A 19329-nucleotide genomic window follows, 5' to 3' on the forward strand; every position below is an offset into this window, starting at 1 on the left:
TGAAAATAAAAGCTTAGCCGTTTAGATGAAAACATCGAACATTGATCTTATCAATAGTTTGTCTACTTAACTAACGCGATCATATTCGAACCGACAATGGTGGCTAAGAAGTTAGTAGTTATCTTTTCAAGGATATACGGATATTGTTCTCGAAACGGGGCAACAAATATCATCAGCGTTCCGCCGACCAGTACAGCCTGATTTTTGTAGGATTCGGTCTTAATTTCCTGCTGTTTTCTATCCAAAAGTTTAATGTCCGCCGTCACTTCAAATCGATATCCGGTTGGAATAATCCCAATCGTCCCCATGCTTAAGAAGTTCAAAAAAGTCATTAAGCCGGCATTCGAAGTTACTCTGTAGTTTATATCGTAGAAGATCACATTCTTATCTTTGGGAAGTTGTTCCTTGCTGTATTCTTTTAAATAAACTACTTCATACTCTTTAAAACAAGAACAAGAATCGATTTCACTCTTTATCGTTTTTTCAAAAGTATCCGTTTCACCTTTTCCAACTCCAATATCGACACCAAAGGCATTGTAGTTCTTGATCGTATAGACGAAATATGTTTTTTCCAATTTCTTTTGAGGCGCCAGAATTTTCGCCGATTCAATCCTATCTTGTCCAAAACTTACGCAGTTTGAGAACATCATCAAAACCGCGACCCCAAGTAACGTATGGATTACATTTTTCCCTTTCATTATAATTTTCTCCTTAATTATTAAATTTTAGTCTTCATTCAAAAAAATATAGCCCGGCTCCCCTTTTTCAAAGAGCCGGGCTAGTGCTTCGATCAAAAGATACAAATCAGTATGGATACCAGTTTAATTGATGCAGGAAATACTTGCAAAAACGCCAGTGTTGTAAACCACGGTGCAACCTCCAGACCCGCTCAAAAAAGCCATATTCACCGCATTTGAACAACGCGTGCTTACAGTGTCCGAAATTTGCACCGTATATACTCCGCTCGATAGCGGTGTTGGAAATTTTGTATAACTTCCGGACTTAAGACTTATCAGTGTTTGCGAAGCGCTTCCCGAACAATCCGAATTGTTATACAAACGAGCAGTGATTGAATTACAGATTCCGCCTGTATTACATCCACTGACCTCCACTCCCAAATCGACCGGCATTGAATTTAAAACAAGAAGTTGCATCAAAGAGTCAACCGTTGTATCTTTTTTCTTGTCTTCACAGTTCGTCAAAAATGTCCCGAACGACAAAAATGCGAACACCAAGCAAATTCCCTTAAAATTCATTTTCTTTAAATAACTCACAAAATTTTCTCCTTTGTTTTTTGATTAATAATGAATTCCTAATTTATCCTTTACGTCGTCTCCTGCCATCAACTCAAAGTTCCATCTCGGAAACCAGACGATTTGAGTTTTAACTTCTTGAATTCCCTTTATCAGAAGAATTCGGCTCTTAATTTCATCTTTCAAATACTCTCCAAAGGGCGAAGCAAGAGAAGCAAGGGTAATCTCGATTTTAGCGAAAGACCTATCCACTTGAATGTTATACACCAAGCCTAAGTCGACTAACGACATTTTGATTTTAGGTTCCATAACCTGTTTCAATTCTTCGTAAATTTGTCTTTCTTTCGGATTAAACAAATCCATGTCTCGTTTCGTCCTCTAAAATTATGCAAATACCTTACTCTTTAAAATGACCGAAAGAAAAATTAATACCCGCATTCGGACGCGGCTCCACAACTACTGAAACAAAACGCAGAATTTGTACAGCTATATGGTTTCGTGGGATCGTTACAACCGCCACCAGCTCCTACATTGCTGCAAGTCAACGCACCCGCCGCAAAAATCGTAAAGGTTCGAGTTCCACTTACTGACTTAGGGATTCCGTTTTCCGTCACGGTTGCGGAAAATGAAATCGTATAGGGTCCACCTTGAGCCGTGGGGGTTCCATTGATTCTACCGCTCGATGAATCAAACGTCAGTCCATTCGGTAAAATTGAATTCACTTTAAATTCGTTGAATTGACAGTTCTTTTTACTCAACGCTATCGTTTCGGAAGTCGAACCATTCGTTGTAAACTCAATTCCGAAAGGATACAGCGCGCTGCCTACTTGACCGTCAGAAGCCTTACCCGAAATCATAGTTATATTAGTAGGACAATACTGGGCCGACTGAGCCCTACTCAAACTCATTAGTAATGAGAAAATCGTCCCATCTTCCGTGTTTTCTTTTTCTTTCTTGTCCTCACACGAAAATGATAACAGCACCAGCATTCCCAAAATTGCTATTGCACTTGTTCTTTTTTGATTCATTATCTTACCTTTTAATTTCATAATATTCCGTTTTTTTATTATTTTGACACAGTTTAAGGACTACAATTGTTTCACCGGGTATAGCTATCGCAAGGATAGCTGGGTTTTTTAATTTTTTACCTGTTAGTCTAGTGTAAGTGGGCTATTTGTAATTATCATAACCCTTTGGGAAACAAGCCTTTTCGGCCTTGACTCGATCTTCTATTACATCATGCGGAATGTCGTCAATGCATCTTGCAATCTTCAAATCCATTTCGCAATCGTAAGCATTACGAAAACTTTTGATGTGATTTGGGATAACCTTTTTACTTGCGCGCGTAGATCCTACTTTAGGATCATCGAGATTTGCATCCGGTCTAAATGTTCTCAATTCTATTGGAGAATATTTGTCTCTTAAGTTAAAGAATCCCTTATCGAGAACTTTGCCTTGATATTTAAAAAGCACCAGTCCTTCCGAAGTTTCTTCCATATTAACCGTATACTTTTCATTATGATCAAAAAACTTTACTTTTAAAGTTTTGTTTTTTGAATCGACCTCTCCACATACATCCGGATTGATATTCTTGCTGTCCAAATCCAAAAGCTCATACAAGGCGCCAGCTTCTTTTAACCAATAAACTCCGGAAATACTCGGATCGGACAACTTTAACCTTTCTCGTTTTTTACTTTCTGTTACAGACATATTATGTGACGCATCTTCTTTCTTCTCGCAACCAATCGCTGTGCCAATAGCAATTACGAATATTAAAACCAATCGATACATTCCTTTTTCCTTTTAGCTCTGTGTGAGTTTCTTAAATGAGGATAGAGCCTATGGATTCAAATCTTCCTGTGGAGTTGAACCGCTTTCTTCTTCGAATTGCCGATTGTTTTCTCTTTCGATCATACAATTTACAATATGTTCAATCTTATAGGGGGAATTAATTCTCGTACCATAGTCATAGACACCAAAAGATTTTTTTCTACTTAATTCAATTGCGATTTGATCTTTAATGCTATTTAAATCAAAAGACAGATAAAGTCGCTCCTGCTTGCCTTCCAAGTATTTTTTAAAATAGAGAGTTTTCCCGTTTTTAGAGATCATAAAAAACTGATCTTCTTTTTTATACTCAAACGGTAAATGGATTGAACCTTCAACCATTGATTTCTCAGCATCAATATCTGTGCCGTCTTTCAGCAACTTACTATTAATCTTTAAACCTTCATAAGCAATTTGAAGATGGTTTTTCGAACTATCAACTTCGACGCAAAAAAAAGCTCCTTTTTTGTTCGCAGGAGCGCCAAAAAATTCGAATAAATCATTCAATAGTTTATTAGGCCCCATTTCAAAAGTAAATACTGCTTTCTCTTGAGACCCAAATTTCTCTTTTTGGATTTCGCTTTGAGTTTGATTTTCCGAAGAACCATTCGTTCCTTTTGATTCTCTGCAACTAAATTGTAAAATCAAAATACTCACTATAAAAATTCTGAACTTCATTTGTTTCCTCGTTATTAAAAATAAACCTTATGTATTTTCTTATTCAACTTGTTTAAATAATCGCTCAAATCCTTACCCTGCACATTCGCATCAGTGTGATCAGAAATCTTAACTCCATAAGTCCCATCTATGTTCTTCACAATTATTCCAGTCAAAAAGTGATTTGCACCAGCTGTATGGTCATTGTCCACGTAAAACTGAACTACAGAACCTTCTTTTATATCACCTTTGTCCACTCCACTTTTAATAAAGTTTTGGATCTCTCCCTCTGTCAAGGGTGCATTGAGATCGATAATATTTGGTGGAGGTAATGTAACACTTCTTTCACTCGATCCAGCGTTGATTCCACCTCGATCGAAAACCAATGAAACACTGGAAGGTCGTGGAACACCCATCGCGTCATGGACTGGATAGGGCTTGTCGGTAGCACTCACATCCCCTTGCCTGAACTTCGTCATCGCATATTCTGCAAAACTTCCTTCAAATGAACCGTTCATAACCCCTTGAACGAAGTTGGAATACATTCTGCAAACCGGGCTCCCGAACGAGTTTGCCAACTCAGAAGAATCTTTTCCACTAAAAATAAATGCCTTCACTTCGTTAAAGTATTTCTCACCAGCAGCTCCGTGTGCAGTTGGATCGTAAGTAAAACCGGCACCGTTCTCGCCATATTTAGCCCTCATGTATTCGATTGTTCCCATCATTTGGAGTTTGAGACCATTATTAGCTCCCCATTGCGTTGTATGAACAACGTCAGTTAACTTGTTGTAAAGTGTTTCCCTGGTGGCTCCTCTTTCGCTTTCAGGGAGACTATTGATACTTCGAGCCGAGAATACATCGAATGCCCTTCGCACGGTCTCTGTATATTTCTTAGGGTTATTTGCAGAAAAAAGTTTATCGTCTTTTAATATCTCAGCTTTTGTAATATACTTGGTATTCCCTCTAGCATCTTTGTATTCAAACTTGTGATCGGCTGGGAACTGGGCCATTGCTTCTGCAGCAGCTTTCCTCTTGTTCTCCAGTATCCCGTTATCCTGATGTATATCTTTCATTCCAAGTTTGTTCATTAACTTGTCAAATAGACTCGGACTTTCTTGAGAAGAAATAAACAACTTGTTCAGCACCGCCGGATCTGCTTTCTCTAACGTAAATCGATTAGTATCAAAAAGGCCGGTCTGCTCATTGTAATTCGCGTTGTGAACCAAAATCGCGTCTTCAGTAACAAAGTAAGTATGAGCATCCTCTACTTTTAAGTTGTAAACGGTTTCTTCTCTCTCCGAAATCTCAATCGAAGAGATAGAAAGTGAAGATTCATTCGAAAGGATTGATCTGTCTCCTACTCGCAAATCTTTAACTTCGATCCAACCCTTCCCTTCAATCTGGAACGGGTGACTCGCCGTCGTCTCTACGACTCTCCCGTTTTCATACGTTAGTTTGAAGATTGTCTCTGTTTGCCGAACATACGTCTTGAGAACTCGGTTGTATTCCAATTCTTCACCAAACTCGTTGTAACTAAGGACCATATCCCCAGCTCTTACTTCTTCAATTGGAACTAAACCGCTCTTCGTATGCACTAACGTCCCGGCAACAAAACATTGCTGAAACACTAAATGACCATTCTGATCTACATATGTGAACTCACCGAACGCATTCCCAGCCAAGTTATTGAAGTAGATCGTGGCCTGACCGAGAAACTGGCTCAGAGGACTTGATGGATCAACGGAGTTGTTGTTAGTTCCATACACCGCAGGGGAATCGTGAATCGCATCTTGTAACGCGGCATTCCCGATCTTGTCTTTTCCAGGGTATGCTTCTCCGTGAATCAAGTTCATTCCCTGGTTGACTAGTCCCATTGCGGCATCTTGTTCCTTACCACTCAGCTTCCCATTCTTCAAATCACTGGATAGCTGACTCATCGCTGAACTAAACTGCTCTGGACTCAGGCCCATTTGTGACGCAAATCCTTTCAGCTTCTCACTCTTGTTGATGATATTCGGATCCGCTAATACGCCCGCTTCCTTACCCGAACGTATAGCATCCTGAGCTTTGATCTTCGCATCCATCACTTGTTGGGCGTTCATATATGTAAAGTCTTGAGCCCAAGTTGTGCTCACTTCTACTCCGCTCCAGCTTCCAGTGTTTACGTTGTAGCTGATACTCGCTGCTTGGTTTCCTAAGATGTCAGCTCCGAACGTTACGTTACCGTCTCCCGAAATATTGATCGAACCTCCGGCTCCGAGAGCATTTCTTCCGCCTCCGCAGTTGTCGCCTTTTACGTCACAACCAAATCCGGCAAAGATTCCAGGGGGAACGCTATGGTCTGTGCTAAAGCTCACTCCTATGTTTGTTCCGTATTCTTGACCAATACCAACACTGCCGCTTGTGTGACCGCTTTCTACGTTGTACGATATGTTTGCAAAACCGCCGCCGTTACCGATGGTTCCGCCTACGTTGATACTGATTCCACTTCCTGGAACAAAGCCAATTCCTCCGTTCAGTGCGGAGCTTCCAAAAGCAAAACCACCGCCCCATCCAAACGCCGCGCTTCCGTTCATTCCTTGGTCGATCAAACCGCCCAGGCCGCTCACCTTGGTCGGTGGGGTATAGCTGATATTCCCTGCTAGACCGCCGGGTCCGGTTGCTGCGAGTAATAATCCGTTCGCGACTCCTGCAAACACTTCGTTCATATTTCCATGTCTGGAAGCGATCGCACCTTGGACAGCCGCGTTTGCGAGTGTTACAAAACCTTGAGCAGAGCTGAAAAAATTTCCGATTTGAGTCATCATACTTGCTCCCGCAACCGTTCCGGGTCCGGGAAGAAACTGCATGGCGACAGCCGCCGCTATTGATGCCGCGGTGGAAAGCATTTGCTGTTCTTGCTCCCTCTTCGCAGCTTTAGCCGTTTGTTTGGCATCATAGTCCTGCCAAAGTTTAGAGAGTAGCTTCGGATCAACTTCCCCGCCGGATGCTTTGGAAACTACTTTAGAAATTTCTAAATACCATTGGTCTTTAAACGCAGCCTTGTACTGAGCTTGATAATCTGCTTTGGCAAGATCCGCTTGTAGATCTTTACCGCGAACATACTCCGCAGTTTCCATTCCTTCCGTATTATAATGTTTTAAAGTGTCTTTCGAGACAAGTCCAAGACCGGCCATCCCGTATGCAAAATCCGAAGAGGTAAGTAGTTTTGTCGTCCCTACAAGAAGCTCCGACGTCCCTTTGTTCAGGATCGTCGCAAGTGGTTTGCCGATCTCTTTTAGACCGGGAACATATGTCAGCGCGGAAGCGGTAACGACGCCTGAAAAGACCCCGGCTCCAGCAAAAGTAGCGACAGCTCCTAAGGACATAGTTCCTGCTCCCCCCATCAGAGCGAGTGGACCTAAAACCGTTAACCCCGCTCCGATCACTCCGGCGGTAACGATCGTTCGGGTCTGCATTTCTTGTTGCGCTTTTCTTTGAGCCTTTTCGTTTTCCTTACTTCCGATAAAGGCGGCAATCAAATCGGGAGGAAGATTCGGGAACGCTTTTGAAATCGCTTTCGAAACCGCCGAAACGGTCATGTCGTGTACTTGTTGTTTTGCCCATGCGGTTCCGCTTCCACCCATAAACATGGTTTGAACAAGACTTACCGCCAATTTTGCGGTACTCGATTGGGCGACCGCACTCTGTTGAGCGTCCTTATTATTTACGGCGACGGCTGTATCGATACTTTGAATATTCTTGCTTATAGAGTCGATAAAAGCGTCGTTGAGATAATCTTGAGTTCGATTCGTATAAGATTGATTCATATACGCGACTAACGCGTCGTCGTTTTCTTCGGACAACCAGTTCGAATTAAAAATCCCTCCGAGTTTGCTCGTATCCGCAAGTTTCACCGTACCCGCATTTCCGATCACACGATCTTCAATACTGGTTTCATGATGATAACTGTCGTATTCCGCCGCGTCCTTACCCGCTTGCAAAATCGCCGCTCCGGTTTTCACTTCTTGAACGACATGGATATTTCCGGAAGCGTCCGTGTAAACATCCTTGTATTTGTTATGAAAATTCTTATCGTCCCCTTGAAGAGTTTCACATGCGGATCTGTTCGCTTTGAAATTATCTCCCGAACACATCCCCGCCCCTTCCGCATTCGACTTATCACCCTTGAAATTCAAACCTGTAAATTTGATATAAACGTCTTCGGAAACGTTGTCGTTCATCTCTCTTTGTTTTTCGAGATTTTTCGCCAAACCTTCCAACGCCTCCTTTTGACTTTCTAAGGCGGAGATCTGATTCGCTTCGATCAAACTCAGGTTATAGGCCCCGTTGATCGTCTGTTTGATGTTTGTCGAGAATTGGTTTATGATATTCGAGTCGGGCAAATTCGTATTATGAAACGAAGAAATCTGATCGGAAATGGATTGAAGCGAACTTGTATTGACGTTTGAAGAAAACGTGGGAACGGATGTGTTATTCGCGATCGCATTTGCATCGGCTTGCAGATTGGAAACTTGGATCAGCCATTCGTCTCTGTTTTTAAATAACTCAGCCGATTGAGATTGGTATTGTGTTTGGAGATTTGCCTGAAGATCTAATTTTTTTGTCTGCCACTCGGTGTATCGAGCCTTGTAATCGGTGACCTGTTGTTCCCAATTTTGAATCGCGGGAAGTAACGTCCCCTGCCAAGTATTGAACTTCCCGTTTAGCTCGTCTTTGTATCCTTCATACAAAACCGCGTTGTTCTGAGCGTTGAGATCGTGGACTTGAATATTCCCTTGGAAATAAACGTGATTTTCAGCAAAGGTTATGGTATATGGTACGGCAACCGGACCCCAAACGGCCCAATAGAGACCTTCCAAAGTCCAAAAGGAAGCTCCGTCGTTACGATAGGTTCCACCCAGCCTCAAAAAAGGATTTCCAATATCGGAATTCCATTCATCGATACCGCTCAAATGGGCTGCGGTAGAAGTTGCGACTAAATCCACGTTACTCACATCGCTCACCACTAAACTCGGGTTTCCCAAAAGAGTCCCCAATTGACTCATAAGCGCGTTTTTGTTTGCGGTAGACGGAGAATCGATGTAATTTCGTGCGGCAATGGCGATGCTGTTTGTCCAACCGTTCCCCGGATTGACCATATCCGAAAAAGTATTCGTGATATTGTAATTGTGAACCGAACTATCAGGATCGGCGTAGGACCAGTTATTGTATTCTGCGGCACGGTAGCCGAGTGCGGTTGTATTTGCATACGTTAGCTGTTCTTGAAGATAGTCCTGCATCGTATCGGCGATATCGGTAAGAGAAGCGGGATTCGCCGGATCTAAGGCCGTGCTCAAGTCGTCGATCAAATCCTTTAATCTTCTCCCGGCAGTATTCAGTTTTGTCTCGTCGATCGAGTTAAACGCAGTCAAAAGTTGCGCGCTTGTAAGAGCGCTAAAATCCCCAAGTTGGGAAACACCCGTAGCGTCTCTGTTATGCAAAAGCGACTGTTGGAGGAGATACGCTTTTAAGCCGTCGTTATTTCCTTTGATGGTATCTCGAACCTGAGCCTCAAACGCTTCTATTTGCTGAAGATTGGCGGCAAACTCCGCATCCGTGGCTGAAATCGAATTCCACATCGTTTGAAATGTGGATTGAAGATCGGTAAGAGTTTTTTGAAATTCATAAAGACCGACTTGAACGTTTTGTTGAGCGTTCGCATTCCACTCGGCAAGCGCTTGTGAAATTTCGGCTCTTGTTTGGTTCGGAATCGAATTCCCTAAGGCATCTACCTGAGAATTTTGCAGACTCGTTAAAAAATAAGTCCTTTCTTGCTGAATCCGTGTGGAAGCTAAAACTTCCCAGTCCTTTGCCGCGTCTTCCTTCTCAATTTTCAGATAATTTGTGACGTAATCGATATATGCCTGATTACCCAAAACGCCGTCGGTTTGAGTGATCGAAGAAAGAATATTTGAAAATTCAAGATTTGCCTGAGTTTCCCAATCCGCTCGGAAAGTGGTGAATTGTTGATTCACGTTCTGATCCCAAGAAGCCACATTGGATAAATGAAAAACCTGTTCGAAAAGAGAATCCCAGTCGTTTGCTTGATAAGCGGTAGTATTTAAGTCAATCGGACCGACAGGTTGAGCAAAAAGTCTGGATTTTTCATGGCTAAAAAAAATAATGATCCCAAAAAGTATAATTAAAAACCTAAAACTGCTTCTCTTCTTTGTTCCCGACATAAGAAAACCATCCAAATTGTGATGCTTTCGCTAGATTAATATCACAAATAGATTTGACACAACAAAAAAACATTTTTTAAATTAAAAAATCGAAAAGAATTCCGGGAATCATTTTGGGACCACAACGATTGGCCGGATGCGACAAAAGATTTAGCTTCAAAACTAATTAAATCGTAAGTTCATTTCTTTTCAAAGAGTGAAATATTCAAACGTAGGAAAAATCCGTGAATTTGAATCAAACAAACGTAAACTCAAAAAGACGCGCGCTCCTTCTCGGCGTATCCCATACTTTAGTTATTTCCGTAACATTCATCTCGCTATCTTGCCTAACGGTATTCAGAAATTCTAAACAAGCTGACTTCGTAATACCCAAACTCTCTGAAAATGCTCCAAAATTGGGGGTTATTGTAATCTACGAATCTTCCCCCGTGGTATATAGGCCCGGCCCCATAGCTGAGCTAAGCGTAAGCGACGACCTCGTCGCTGAATTTAGCGAACATCCAAAACTTAAACTACTCGGAATTCATTCGACTGAAAGTTATGCAAAAACGGAAGGGACATTAAAAAACGTACTGGTTCTGCGATTATCGAGATTCGCAAATCGATTAAACTGGTCTTTCTACGCATCCTTAATAACGTTATTCCTAATACCGGGAGTCGAAACCCGCGACTTCCAAGTGACAGGAGAACTCTTTGATAAGGATGGAAATTCTATATTGATTCCCGAAATCACCGAAAATTCGATCTATGTGCAAAACTGGACCGAAATACTTTTACTTCCGTTTTATTGGTTTTCCAAAAATGAAAGTGTAATAGATCCAAACATCTACAAAGCGGTCCGGATTGTAACCGAAACTTCTATATATTCTTCCAAGCTATCCGAAGAGATAATCGCGGATTACAAAGTGATCAAAACCGCTCCATTGGATTTCGGAACATATGTACTCAAGGCAAAGATAAAGGATGTACAAAAGGTCGATTCGTATTATAAAAGTGTGATAGGAGGCGGAGGCCCACCTAGAAAGGCCAAGATACTACCCACTCACCCAGAAACGGACGATTTTGTAAAAGTAACCGTCGAATATGAAAACGAATCCGATGCAAACGCCCATGTCCATCCGTTTTATTTTATCCCCTTCCCCAGCCTTTGGGAATTGCAGCGTAGAATTTCTGACCCTGCTCAATTTCCAGGCGCGGAAATCCACACGGGACAACCGCAGCATATAACGTTTATACCTTTCGATCCTAAAACCCTTTTGATTTTTAGGGAGGCAAGCGATCGTTTCGTATTGGAACCGAGACGTTCCATGAAAAGGATCTACTACTTCCAATACCCCAAAGGTCAATATCCCGAATACTTTATTTACAATGGCCGCAAGGTGGAAGTGAATTAAAAAAACTCGAACTCTTTTAAAGAAAAAGACCGAGCGAAATAAAATACAAAAACGAGTCGAGTTTCCACTCCCCTAAAAGAACTCGAACCAAAAGAAACAAGATCCCGAGTTTCAGAGTATAAAGACCTGTTAGTTTTTTCCAATGATCATTTTTCCAATGATCGATTCCTTTCGTAAATATCAGAACAAAAACAAAAAAATAAAAACCGAAATTGGAATCGCCCAGCTTACCGAAAATTTTGGATTGTTTATGCTCCGATTTTTCGATTCGATACCCCGAAGGAAGAGGCAGCGAGAGGATCTTATTTTCCAAACGATCGGTATCGTCCGAACTCTTCTCCCTAAATTTTATGCTAAAGGAAAGATATCTCGTACGATTCTTGTGAAAAACTTTAACGGGAGTTGTGTCTTCCTTGCCAAAAGTTACTTCACCCAAAGGAACAAACTTGTTTTCGGAATTGCGAACATGTATTTTTTCGATAGAATCCTTAGAACCTCGAAACTCAGAATTGGCTCTCACTCTCACATCAAACTCACGGGCCTCTAAAAACGCTTTAGCGGCGATTCCACCTTGAAGCGTAAGTCTTAGATCCTCTCCTAATCGGGATGCGTCTAAAAGAGACTGTGAAGATTTCCCGGGGTCCACGTTCATAATCAGCTCTTCCCTGGGGCCTTTGTATCGCAAAACCACTTCTTCCGTTTCGGGAAAAGCAGTAACTTCCTTTGAGATCTGCTGAACGAGAGAATTGATTTCCTTTGAATCACTCCCTAAGATTTCGAATGTGCTTTCTTCCGATCGATTTCCTTCAGAATCGCCCGTAAAATAAACGAATGCCGGACTTTGTTTTCCCACTTGTTTTTTAAGTTTTAAAATCAGATCACCATCAGCGCTCAAGTCCTCTTTCAAACGAATTAAAATTCTCGAATGGTCTTTTTCTACTTTTGCGATAATCTCTTCCGTGAAGTTCGATTGTATGAGTAGTTCCTCTACTTTTTTAGAAACTTTGTCGGTCGCCAGAACCCCGGTTCCGGGTGGTAGCTCGATCATACCGAGTAAAGTTTGTCTTTTGGAACGAATGGTATAACTTTTATGAGTATAAAAAAGAATAAAAGCCAAAGTACAAAGACTGAAAATTAAAAAATAGGTCGGTTTTTTTTTAAAATAATTAGTTCCAACGCTTACTAAATTTAGAAGAGATAAGAAGAATTTTTTTTCAAATAGATCGGACCCAATTCGCGACCAACGAATCGACAAATTTTCGATTCTACTCTGAATTTTTCCCTTCCGGAACTGGAACCAATGATTTGCAGAAAGATCGGCTTTCGAAATAAACGAGAGTCCTGGAAACCGAAATGTATTCGTGGAAATCGTAAAATTCCAAACAAGAAAAAAGATCGTAATTCCAAAGAAAATTTGAATTAAACTAAGTCCGAATTCGTATCGAAGTAGTAAAAAAATAACAAGCGTCCATATCGATTGAAAAAATAGAATCCCTCCTTTTTTTTCAAAGATTCGATCGAGTTTTAATTTTTTTAAAAAAGAGTAAAGTCCCTGGCTTCGATTTAAACGTAAAAAAAACTTCGGCAAAAAAAGAAATACCAAAGTAAATACGTTTAAAGAAATAAAAAAGAGCGCGTTGATACTTCCAAAACAAAGATTGAATATTCCGCTCGCGATAACAAAAGTCGGAATCATCGTAAGAAAGTTTGTAACGACATTTCCTTGAGCGCAAAAGAGAATTGCCGAAAGAAACAATAAAATGGAGAAAAGAAAATACCGAAAGAGCTCACTTTTAGTTTGAGAATGGCGATCGTAAACGACATCCAAACGGATTCCTTCTTTTTGCAAATCGTTTTGAATCTTCTCGATTTCATGACGCACGGAACCGAGGTTGCCTTTAAAGGAAGGATATATATACAAACTCAAACCCTCCTTACCGTTTCTTCTAAAAAAACTTTCTTTTTCTTTGGGTTGATACTCGATACTTGCGACGTCCCTTAGATAAAGAATTCCGTTGTTTTTGTAACTCAATGGAATTCTAGCAAAGTCACTCGGTTCGTTTTTTTTAGAATTTAGAAAAATTCCTCTCTCTGAGAATCCTTCTTTCAATGAGGACACAAGAGAATACGTATTGTTGGATTTTATTTTCCGAATCAGATCGTCGATTGTCAAACCTTCAGCCTCCAATCGATCCCGATCGGATGAGATAAGAATTTCTTGAATCTCCCCGCCGACTATAATTACCCGACCTACGTTTGGATCGGTTTCCATTTTGGCTTTCAGTTGTTTTTGTACAAACCTCCGTAAATCACTCGGATCCGCTCCGTCTTTTTGAATGGACAAAACCATCGCGGGACTTTCCGAAGATCCGGATGATTCGATCGTAGGTTTTCGTACTTCTCTCGAAAAACCGGAACTGACTCTTTCAATTTTCTCCCTGATTTCCGCGATATAGTGTAGGATCTTATCCGTATTTTGAAAACCCATTCGTATTTCAGATCTTCCAGCCTCGGTAATCGATCTCATCTCCGAAACTCCTCCGACACTAGAGAGGACCTCTTCCAATGGAAACGTGATTTCCGCTTCCATCTGATTCACATCCGCACCGGGAAACTGAGTCGTAACGATAACGGTTCCTGAAACACGAGCAGGAAAAACTTCCAAATTCGTTTTGGTCAAACTTACGATCGATAGTAAAAGAAACAAAACGAGAATGGATAGATGAAAACCGGGTCTCGTGTGTGCAAGTGATTCAAAAAAAGAAATCATCGTTTCAAAATCTAAATTAGATTTTTTTAAATCCTTCTTCTTTGGAAAAAAGAAGTGGAATCCAAAAAAGGGCATTGAGAACGCTCAGTATGATACCAAATCCGACGGCGAGAGCCATAGAGGATTGGAACTCCGATCCGGGAGTAAGTTCGAGCATCACGGGGAGTAACCCCGCAATCGTAGTCGCGGAATTCATAAGAACGGGTTTAATGATCACGGATGAGGCGTCTTTCGCAGCTTTCTGAGAGGATTTTGTTTTCTTTTTTTCGATCAAAAAATATTCGTAAAAAAGTACCGCAGAATCGATCGAAATTCCCATAAGCAAAATAAGACCCACAAACGAACTCGCATTTAACGTTTTCCCAGTTACGACAAGAATCGGAAGAGCGCTCATAATGACAAATGGCACCGTAAGTAAAACTTTACACGCAACGGTGATCGATTCGAATTGTCCTGCGATGAGCAAAAATAAAATGATATAGGCCATTGAAATCGTAAAAAGAAGTTCAAACAATACGTCCTTTGAATCTTCGTTGTCTTTCACACCCAATGTAATTTCGGAAGGGACAACTTTTTTCTCTAAGAGTTTAGAAATTTCTTTTTCTACGTTTTCTCTTTGGTTTTTTTCCGTATAAACATTTAGAAAGTTAGCCCTACTCGTTCCGACTCCGTAAAGAGTCCGGAAGTTGCTCGTTTCTTGCATCGTTGAAAGTTCACCCAAAGGGACAAGTTTTCCGGAGTATGGAATGAATAGGTTTTTAAAGGAGTGAACGTTTGGAATATCCTCGTCTCTAAACACAAGACGAATCGGAATTTCTTCACCTGCGATTTCTAATCCCGAAAAGTATCCACCCAAGGTTCCGATTTTTAAGAATTCGCTCACCGACTCGGTGGACCATCCATACAAGAGGAGTTTCGATTCGTCTAACTTTAACGAATAAGACCTCGTTTTATCATCGAGGCTCATGGAAACCTTTTTGACCCCTTGAACCTGTGCAATGTCAGTTTGAACCTGTTTCCCAAGTTTTTCCAATTCTTCGAGATTCTCACCTCGTATTTCCACTTCGATTTCGTTCTTTTTTCCGAGTAAGGAGGACAATACGTCGCCTGAAAATTTTACACTCGTTTCTAAATTTCCAAACTCATTTAAAAGATCGGTCCTAATACCTTCGACTATTTTTGCCGTTTCTCGTCTATTCCAAGAATTTAATATAAATCGAATCTCCGTAACCGGATCCAACGTCAAACCGCTTGATCTTTTGGAAACGTCTTCCCGTCCAATACGCGAAAGACTGAATTCGATCGGATATTTTTCTTTGATATACGACTCGATCCCCAGACTTAAATCCTCGATTCGTTCTCTCATCATACCCTGTTGAAACCGAACGCTGACTGTAAACTCTCCCGTTTCCATTTGAGGAAGAATTTCCTTTCTAACAAACCAAACCGAAAATCCTGATACAAAAACAAAAGTAATCAGAATCCAAAAAAGTTTTTTCGGATTCAGAAGGATTTCCTCCAAACTTCTTCTTTGCCAGTTGGAAAACGAATGTTCGAATCGAGCGCAAATCTCGAAAAAACGATCAAACCGAGATCCCTCTTTGGCTTCCATTTTCGGATAGAGAGAATAAAGAACAGGAGTAAGAGTCAAAGAAATCAGTAAGCTCAAAGACAAGGAAAGCGAAATCGCCAGCGCCATCTCGCTAAAAATCGATCCGATAAAGGATCTCAAAAAAATCATAGGAATAAAAACAAAAAGTGTGGAAAGAGTGGCTAAAAGAACCGAAACATACACTTCGCTTAATCCGAGCACGGCCGCTTCCGAAGCGTTCACCTTTGATGAATGATTTTTTTCAATCGCGGACAAAACCACGTTGCTGTTATCAAAAAGCATACCGATCCCGACAGCTAAACCTCCAAGCGACATCATGTTCAAAGAAAGGCCGAAGATCCAAAAAAAGAAAAAACTGGAAAGGACCGCCACCGGAACAATACTCACAAGTACTAAAGGTGTTGAAAAGTTTCGAAGAACTCCAAGACAAACTATAAAGGCCAGTAAAGCTCCGATAACGAGAGATAGTCTTAAACCCTTGATAGATTCCTTTACATAGGAGGCTTCGTCATACCCGTTGACATATTCTATTTCCTCTCTGGAAGAGTTATAAAGTAGTTCGGCTTCTTCCAAAATTTTTTCCGACACTGCAATCGGATTGGCTCCCGATTCTTTATAAAAATAGAAGATTACGCATTCCTTGCCGTTAAACAATGCCTTCTCGGATCTTTTTCTGTAGTGAACCGTGGTTTCGACAAAATCTTTTAACCGAACGACTTCCCCGTTCTGCCCCACGGAAATAACGGTATCGGATAGTTCGTTTAGATTTTCCGACTCACCCTTGACTCGAACCAAAACTTCCTTATCTCCGGAAGGAACACTTCCCGCCGGAACGTTTCGATTGGACAAAACGATTCGTCTTCCAACGATTTCGGGAGAAAGATTGTAGGAGAGCATTCTTTTCGAATCGATTTTTGCAAGGATCTCACGATCATACCCGCCTCCAATCTGAAGACTCGCCACTCCCTCAATTCTTTCTAAAACCGGTTTCCAATGATCGGTTAAATATTTGCGTAAACCGATCGGGTTCTCCATTTTTTTTGGAAAAAAAACTAGTTCCAAAAAGGGACTCCCCGACGGATCAAAACGGGTAAGAATCGGTTTTTCGGAATTTTGCGGTAACACCTCTCTTACTTGTTCTATCTTCTCTCTCAATTCTAAAATTTTAAAATCAAGATCCTGATTGGATGCAAATGTAATTGTGATTCTACTCACACCCGGTTCCGAGATAGAGGTAACTTGTTTGACTCCCCTTGCTCCGGAAAGCCTCTCCGACAACGGCTTTGTGATTAGGGTTTCGACTTCTTCGATACCCGCAAAAGGAAATTTGGTTTCGATTTGAACTTTAGGAAATCCGATATCGGGTAAAATCGCAAGTTTTAGGTCGAATAAGGAAACGATTCCGAATAGGACTAAGGATGAAAAAAAAGATAGAATCGCCGCTCTTTTCGAAAGTAGATTTTTAAAAAAATTACTCAAAGTTCGTACGGTTCAAAATGAAAGTTTCGTTAAGGAGCATTTTTAGATTCTTCTATTTCCACTTCGGAACCCTCTTTCAATCTAGAAATACCGTCTACAACCACGAATTCGTCTTCTTGGATTCCCTTGGAAATCAGGAGAGTTTCCCCTTTTGTTTCGTGTAACGTTACCGAAACTTTATACGCGATTTTGTTCCTTACGACAAAAACAAACCCTTCTTTTTCGGAAGCTTCGGTATATGCAGATCTCGGAATTTCAATCACCTTTTCTTTTTTACCTTTGAACGTTTTTGTTCTTACGAACATTCCGGGTTTTAACAAATGATCCTGGTTGGAAATTTTGGCGCTTACTTGAAGTGTATGAGTTTTTTCTTCAATAAATTCCTGAATTCGAGACACGACACCTTCGAATTTTTTATCCTCGAAAATATCTGCGGTAACTTCTACGTTTAAACCTTTTTGAATGTGTACCGAATCTTTTTCACTTACGTTGTAAACCGCAAAAACCTTATCCACCTTAGCGATATTAAAAACTGCCTGCCCTTGCGCGGAAGCTCCGTTTAAAATTTCACCTCTTGTTTTGAGTTTACGGATAATCGTTCCGTCCATCGGACTATATAGATCTGCTTCTTTAAGATTTTGTTTTGCGGACGTCAAAAGGGCTTCTGTCGAACGAACACTCGCGGAAGCTACTTCGACCTCCGCCTTTTCGATTTTTGTCCCGATTTCTTTGAGAACGGTTAATCTTTTCGACTCCGTTTTCGGGATTTCGAAACCGGAATCCTTGATATCCGAATCCCGCATTCCTATTTGAAAAATTTCTAAATCTCTCTTAGCGTTTTCATAAGCCGCCGATCTGGAGACAACTTCTACTCTCGAAACGTTTAGTTCTTCCTGGCTAAGACCTCCGTCTTTGACGACGGCTTCCTTTGCTTCGTAAGTTTTTTTTGCCTTTTCATATTCTTCTTTGTATTTATGTACAAGCTCGGTCTGTTTTTTTATTTCGATAAATCGAGCCTCAACTCCCTTCTTGGCCTTTTCATACTTTTCTCCTGCAAGTTTTAAATTCGCTTTTGCGGAATCCAAAGAGGCTTCGTATCTATTTTTCTCCTGTTCCAAACTGAATTTTTCTAACGACGCAAGAAGTTTACCCTGTTTGACTCTGTCACCTTCTTCTGCAAAGGTTTTATCAAGTCTTCCCGGTACTTTAAAATAGAGTTCCAACTTTTCTTCCGGCTCGATCGATCCCGTAGATTCGATGGAAGGAAAAACTTCGACCGATTTGGCCTGAATGACTTTTACGGAAACTTTTTTGTTCGTAGCAGCCTTTAAACCGGACCTAATTTTTGGAAAAATTACGAAAAAGGTAAACGCAATGAGAAACCCAAGACCAATAATCCAGAATAACGTCTTTCGATTTTTGAATCCGATACCAATTCCCATCTTAACGAATGATACCAAGAATCATCAGAACGATCGTCGTTATCGGGGTTGAAAAGGTGAAGATCGTCCTACCGACGGCCTGCGAATAAAGCTCTTTCGAAAGTTTCACATATCTGACTGCGTATAGATAAACTCCGTACAATAATGTAATCAGGTATATCGAAGAATAAAAAAGAAGAGGAAGGAGTTCCTGCTTATACTTTTCAGGAAATAACTCTGCATACAGAAGAATCGGAAAAAGACAGAGAATAAATCTGGAAAACGAAGTAATCTCAATCGCAGCAAGACTTGTTATACTTACATCTTTTTCCGAAAATGTTTTTAAGATTCCGAATTTCGTTATAATAGAGAAAAACTGATACAGTAAAATAAAAAAAACGGCCCACAAAATAGAAAACGGATAGGTATTCATCGAATACAAAAACGGAGAGATCCCTCTTTGTTCAAAAAGCAGTTTCATTCTTACGTTCAATGCCGAAACTTCGGAATAATTGACCGTATAGGTTACGATCAGATTTCCGATAACATAAAGTAGAATCAAGAGAAGTTGTCCAATCAAAACCCTCGATAGAAATCCCGGTTGATTTTCGGCTATATCCTCTTTTGTTCCTTTGAAATAATCCTGAAAGATGTTTCTAACTTTTGTTTTGAGCCGTTGGAGTGTTTGCATA

The 19329-nt window shown here is 40.8% G+C and carries 12 protein-coding genes; 1 reads left to right on the plus strand and 11 read right to left on the minus strand.

The genetic code is table 11. The annotated features are described in order from the left end of the window. Positions 1–62 precede the first annotated feature (62 nt). The 7 genes from JWG44_RS21925 to JWG44_RS21955 form a co-directional block, all read right to left on the minus strand. On the minus strand, positions 63–698 hold the full coding sequence (locus JWG44_RS21925) for a hypothetical protein (RefSeq protein ID WP_205277156.1): 636 nt from the start codon (positions 696–698) through the stop codon (positions 63–65). A 123-nt stretch (positions 699–821) separates the two neighbouring features. After that, positions 822–1157 (minus strand): hypothetical protein, encoded by a 336-nt coding sequence (locus tag JWG44_RS21930; protein WP_205277157.1) that lies wholly within the window; start codon positions 1155–1157, stop codon positions 822–824. Between the two features lie 141 nt (positions 1158–1298). Continuing rightward, the gene (locus tag JWG44_RS21935; protein WP_205277158.1) at positions 1299–1616 is read right to left on the minus strand and encodes a metal-sulfur cluster assembly factor; all 318 of its coding nucleotides are present in this window, start codon (positions 1614–1616) and stop codon (positions 1299–1301) included. A gap of 62 nt (positions 1617–1678) precedes the next feature. Further along, positions 1679–2161, minus strand: coding sequence for an Ig domain-containing protein (locus JWG44_RS21940; RefSeq protein ID WP_232371801.1), 483 nt, complete (start codon positions 2159–2161; stop codon positions 1679–1681). A gap of 262 nt (positions 2162–2423) precedes the next feature. Beyond that, the gene (locus tag JWG44_RS21945; RefSeq protein ID WP_205277159.1) at positions 2424–3044 is read right to left on the minus strand and encodes a hypothetical protein; all 621 of its coding nucleotides are present in this window, start codon (positions 3042–3044) and stop codon (positions 2424–2426) included. 48 nt (positions 3045–3092) lie between these two features. Then, positions 3093–3758 carry a hypothetical protein gene (locus JWG44_RS21950; protein ID WP_205277160.1) on the minus strand — a complete coding sequence of 222 codons (666 nt, stop codon included), beginning with the start codon at positions 3756–3758 and terminating at the stop codon, positions 3093–3095. 14 nt (positions 3759–3772) lie between these two features. Next, positions 3773–9961: a TIGR04388 family protein gene (locus tag JWG44_RS21955; protein WP_205277161.1), complete on the minus strand. Its 6189-nt coding sequence runs from the start codon at positions 9959–9961 to the stop codon at positions 3773–3775. A gap of 224 nt (positions 9962–10185) precedes the next feature. Between JWG44_RS21955 and JWG44_RS21960 the strand changes: the two genes are divergently transcribed. Continuing rightward, the gene (locus JWG44_RS21960; protein WP_205277162.1) at positions 10186–11355 is read left to right on the plus strand and encodes a hypothetical protein; all 1170 of its coding nucleotides are present in this window, start codon (positions 10186–10188) and stop codon (positions 11353–11355) included. Between the two features lie 16 nt (positions 11356–11371). On the opposite strand, the gene JWG44_RS21965 is transcribed toward JWG44_RS21960, so the two are convergent. From JWG44_RS21965 to JWG44_RS21980, 4 genes are read right to left on the minus strand one after another with little or no spacing between them, the layout of a single operon-like run. Next, positions 11372–14125 (minus strand): efflux RND transporter permease subunit, encoded by a 2754-nt coding sequence (locus tag JWG44_RS21965; protein WP_205277163.1) that lies wholly within the window; start codon positions 14123–14125, stop codon positions 11372–11374. Positions 14126–14141: 16 nt separating this feature from the next. After that, on the minus strand, positions 14142–17216 hold the full coding sequence (locus tag JWG44_RS21970) for an efflux RND transporter permease subunit (protein WP_205277164.1): 3075 nt from the start codon (positions 17214–17216) through the stop codon (positions 14142–14144). Positions 17217–17245: 29 nt separating this feature from the next. Continuing rightward, the gene (locus tag JWG44_RS21975; protein WP_205277165.1) at positions 17246–18658 is read right to left on the minus strand and encodes an efflux RND transporter periplasmic adaptor subunit; all 1413 of its coding nucleotides are present in this window, start codon (positions 18656–18658) and stop codon (positions 17246–17248) included. Position 18659: 1 nt separating this feature from the next. Beyond that, positions 18660–19328: a hypothetical protein gene (locus tag JWG44_RS21980; RefSeq protein ID WP_205277166.1), complete on the minus strand. Its 669-nt coding sequence runs from the start codon at positions 19326–19328 to the stop codon at positions 18660–18662. Position 19329 lies beyond the last annotated feature (1 nt).

The organism is Leptospira ainazelensis, from assembly GCF_016918785.1.
Lineage (GTDB): Bacteria > Spirochaetota > Leptospiria > Leptospirales > Leptospiraceae > Leptospira > Leptospira ainazelensis.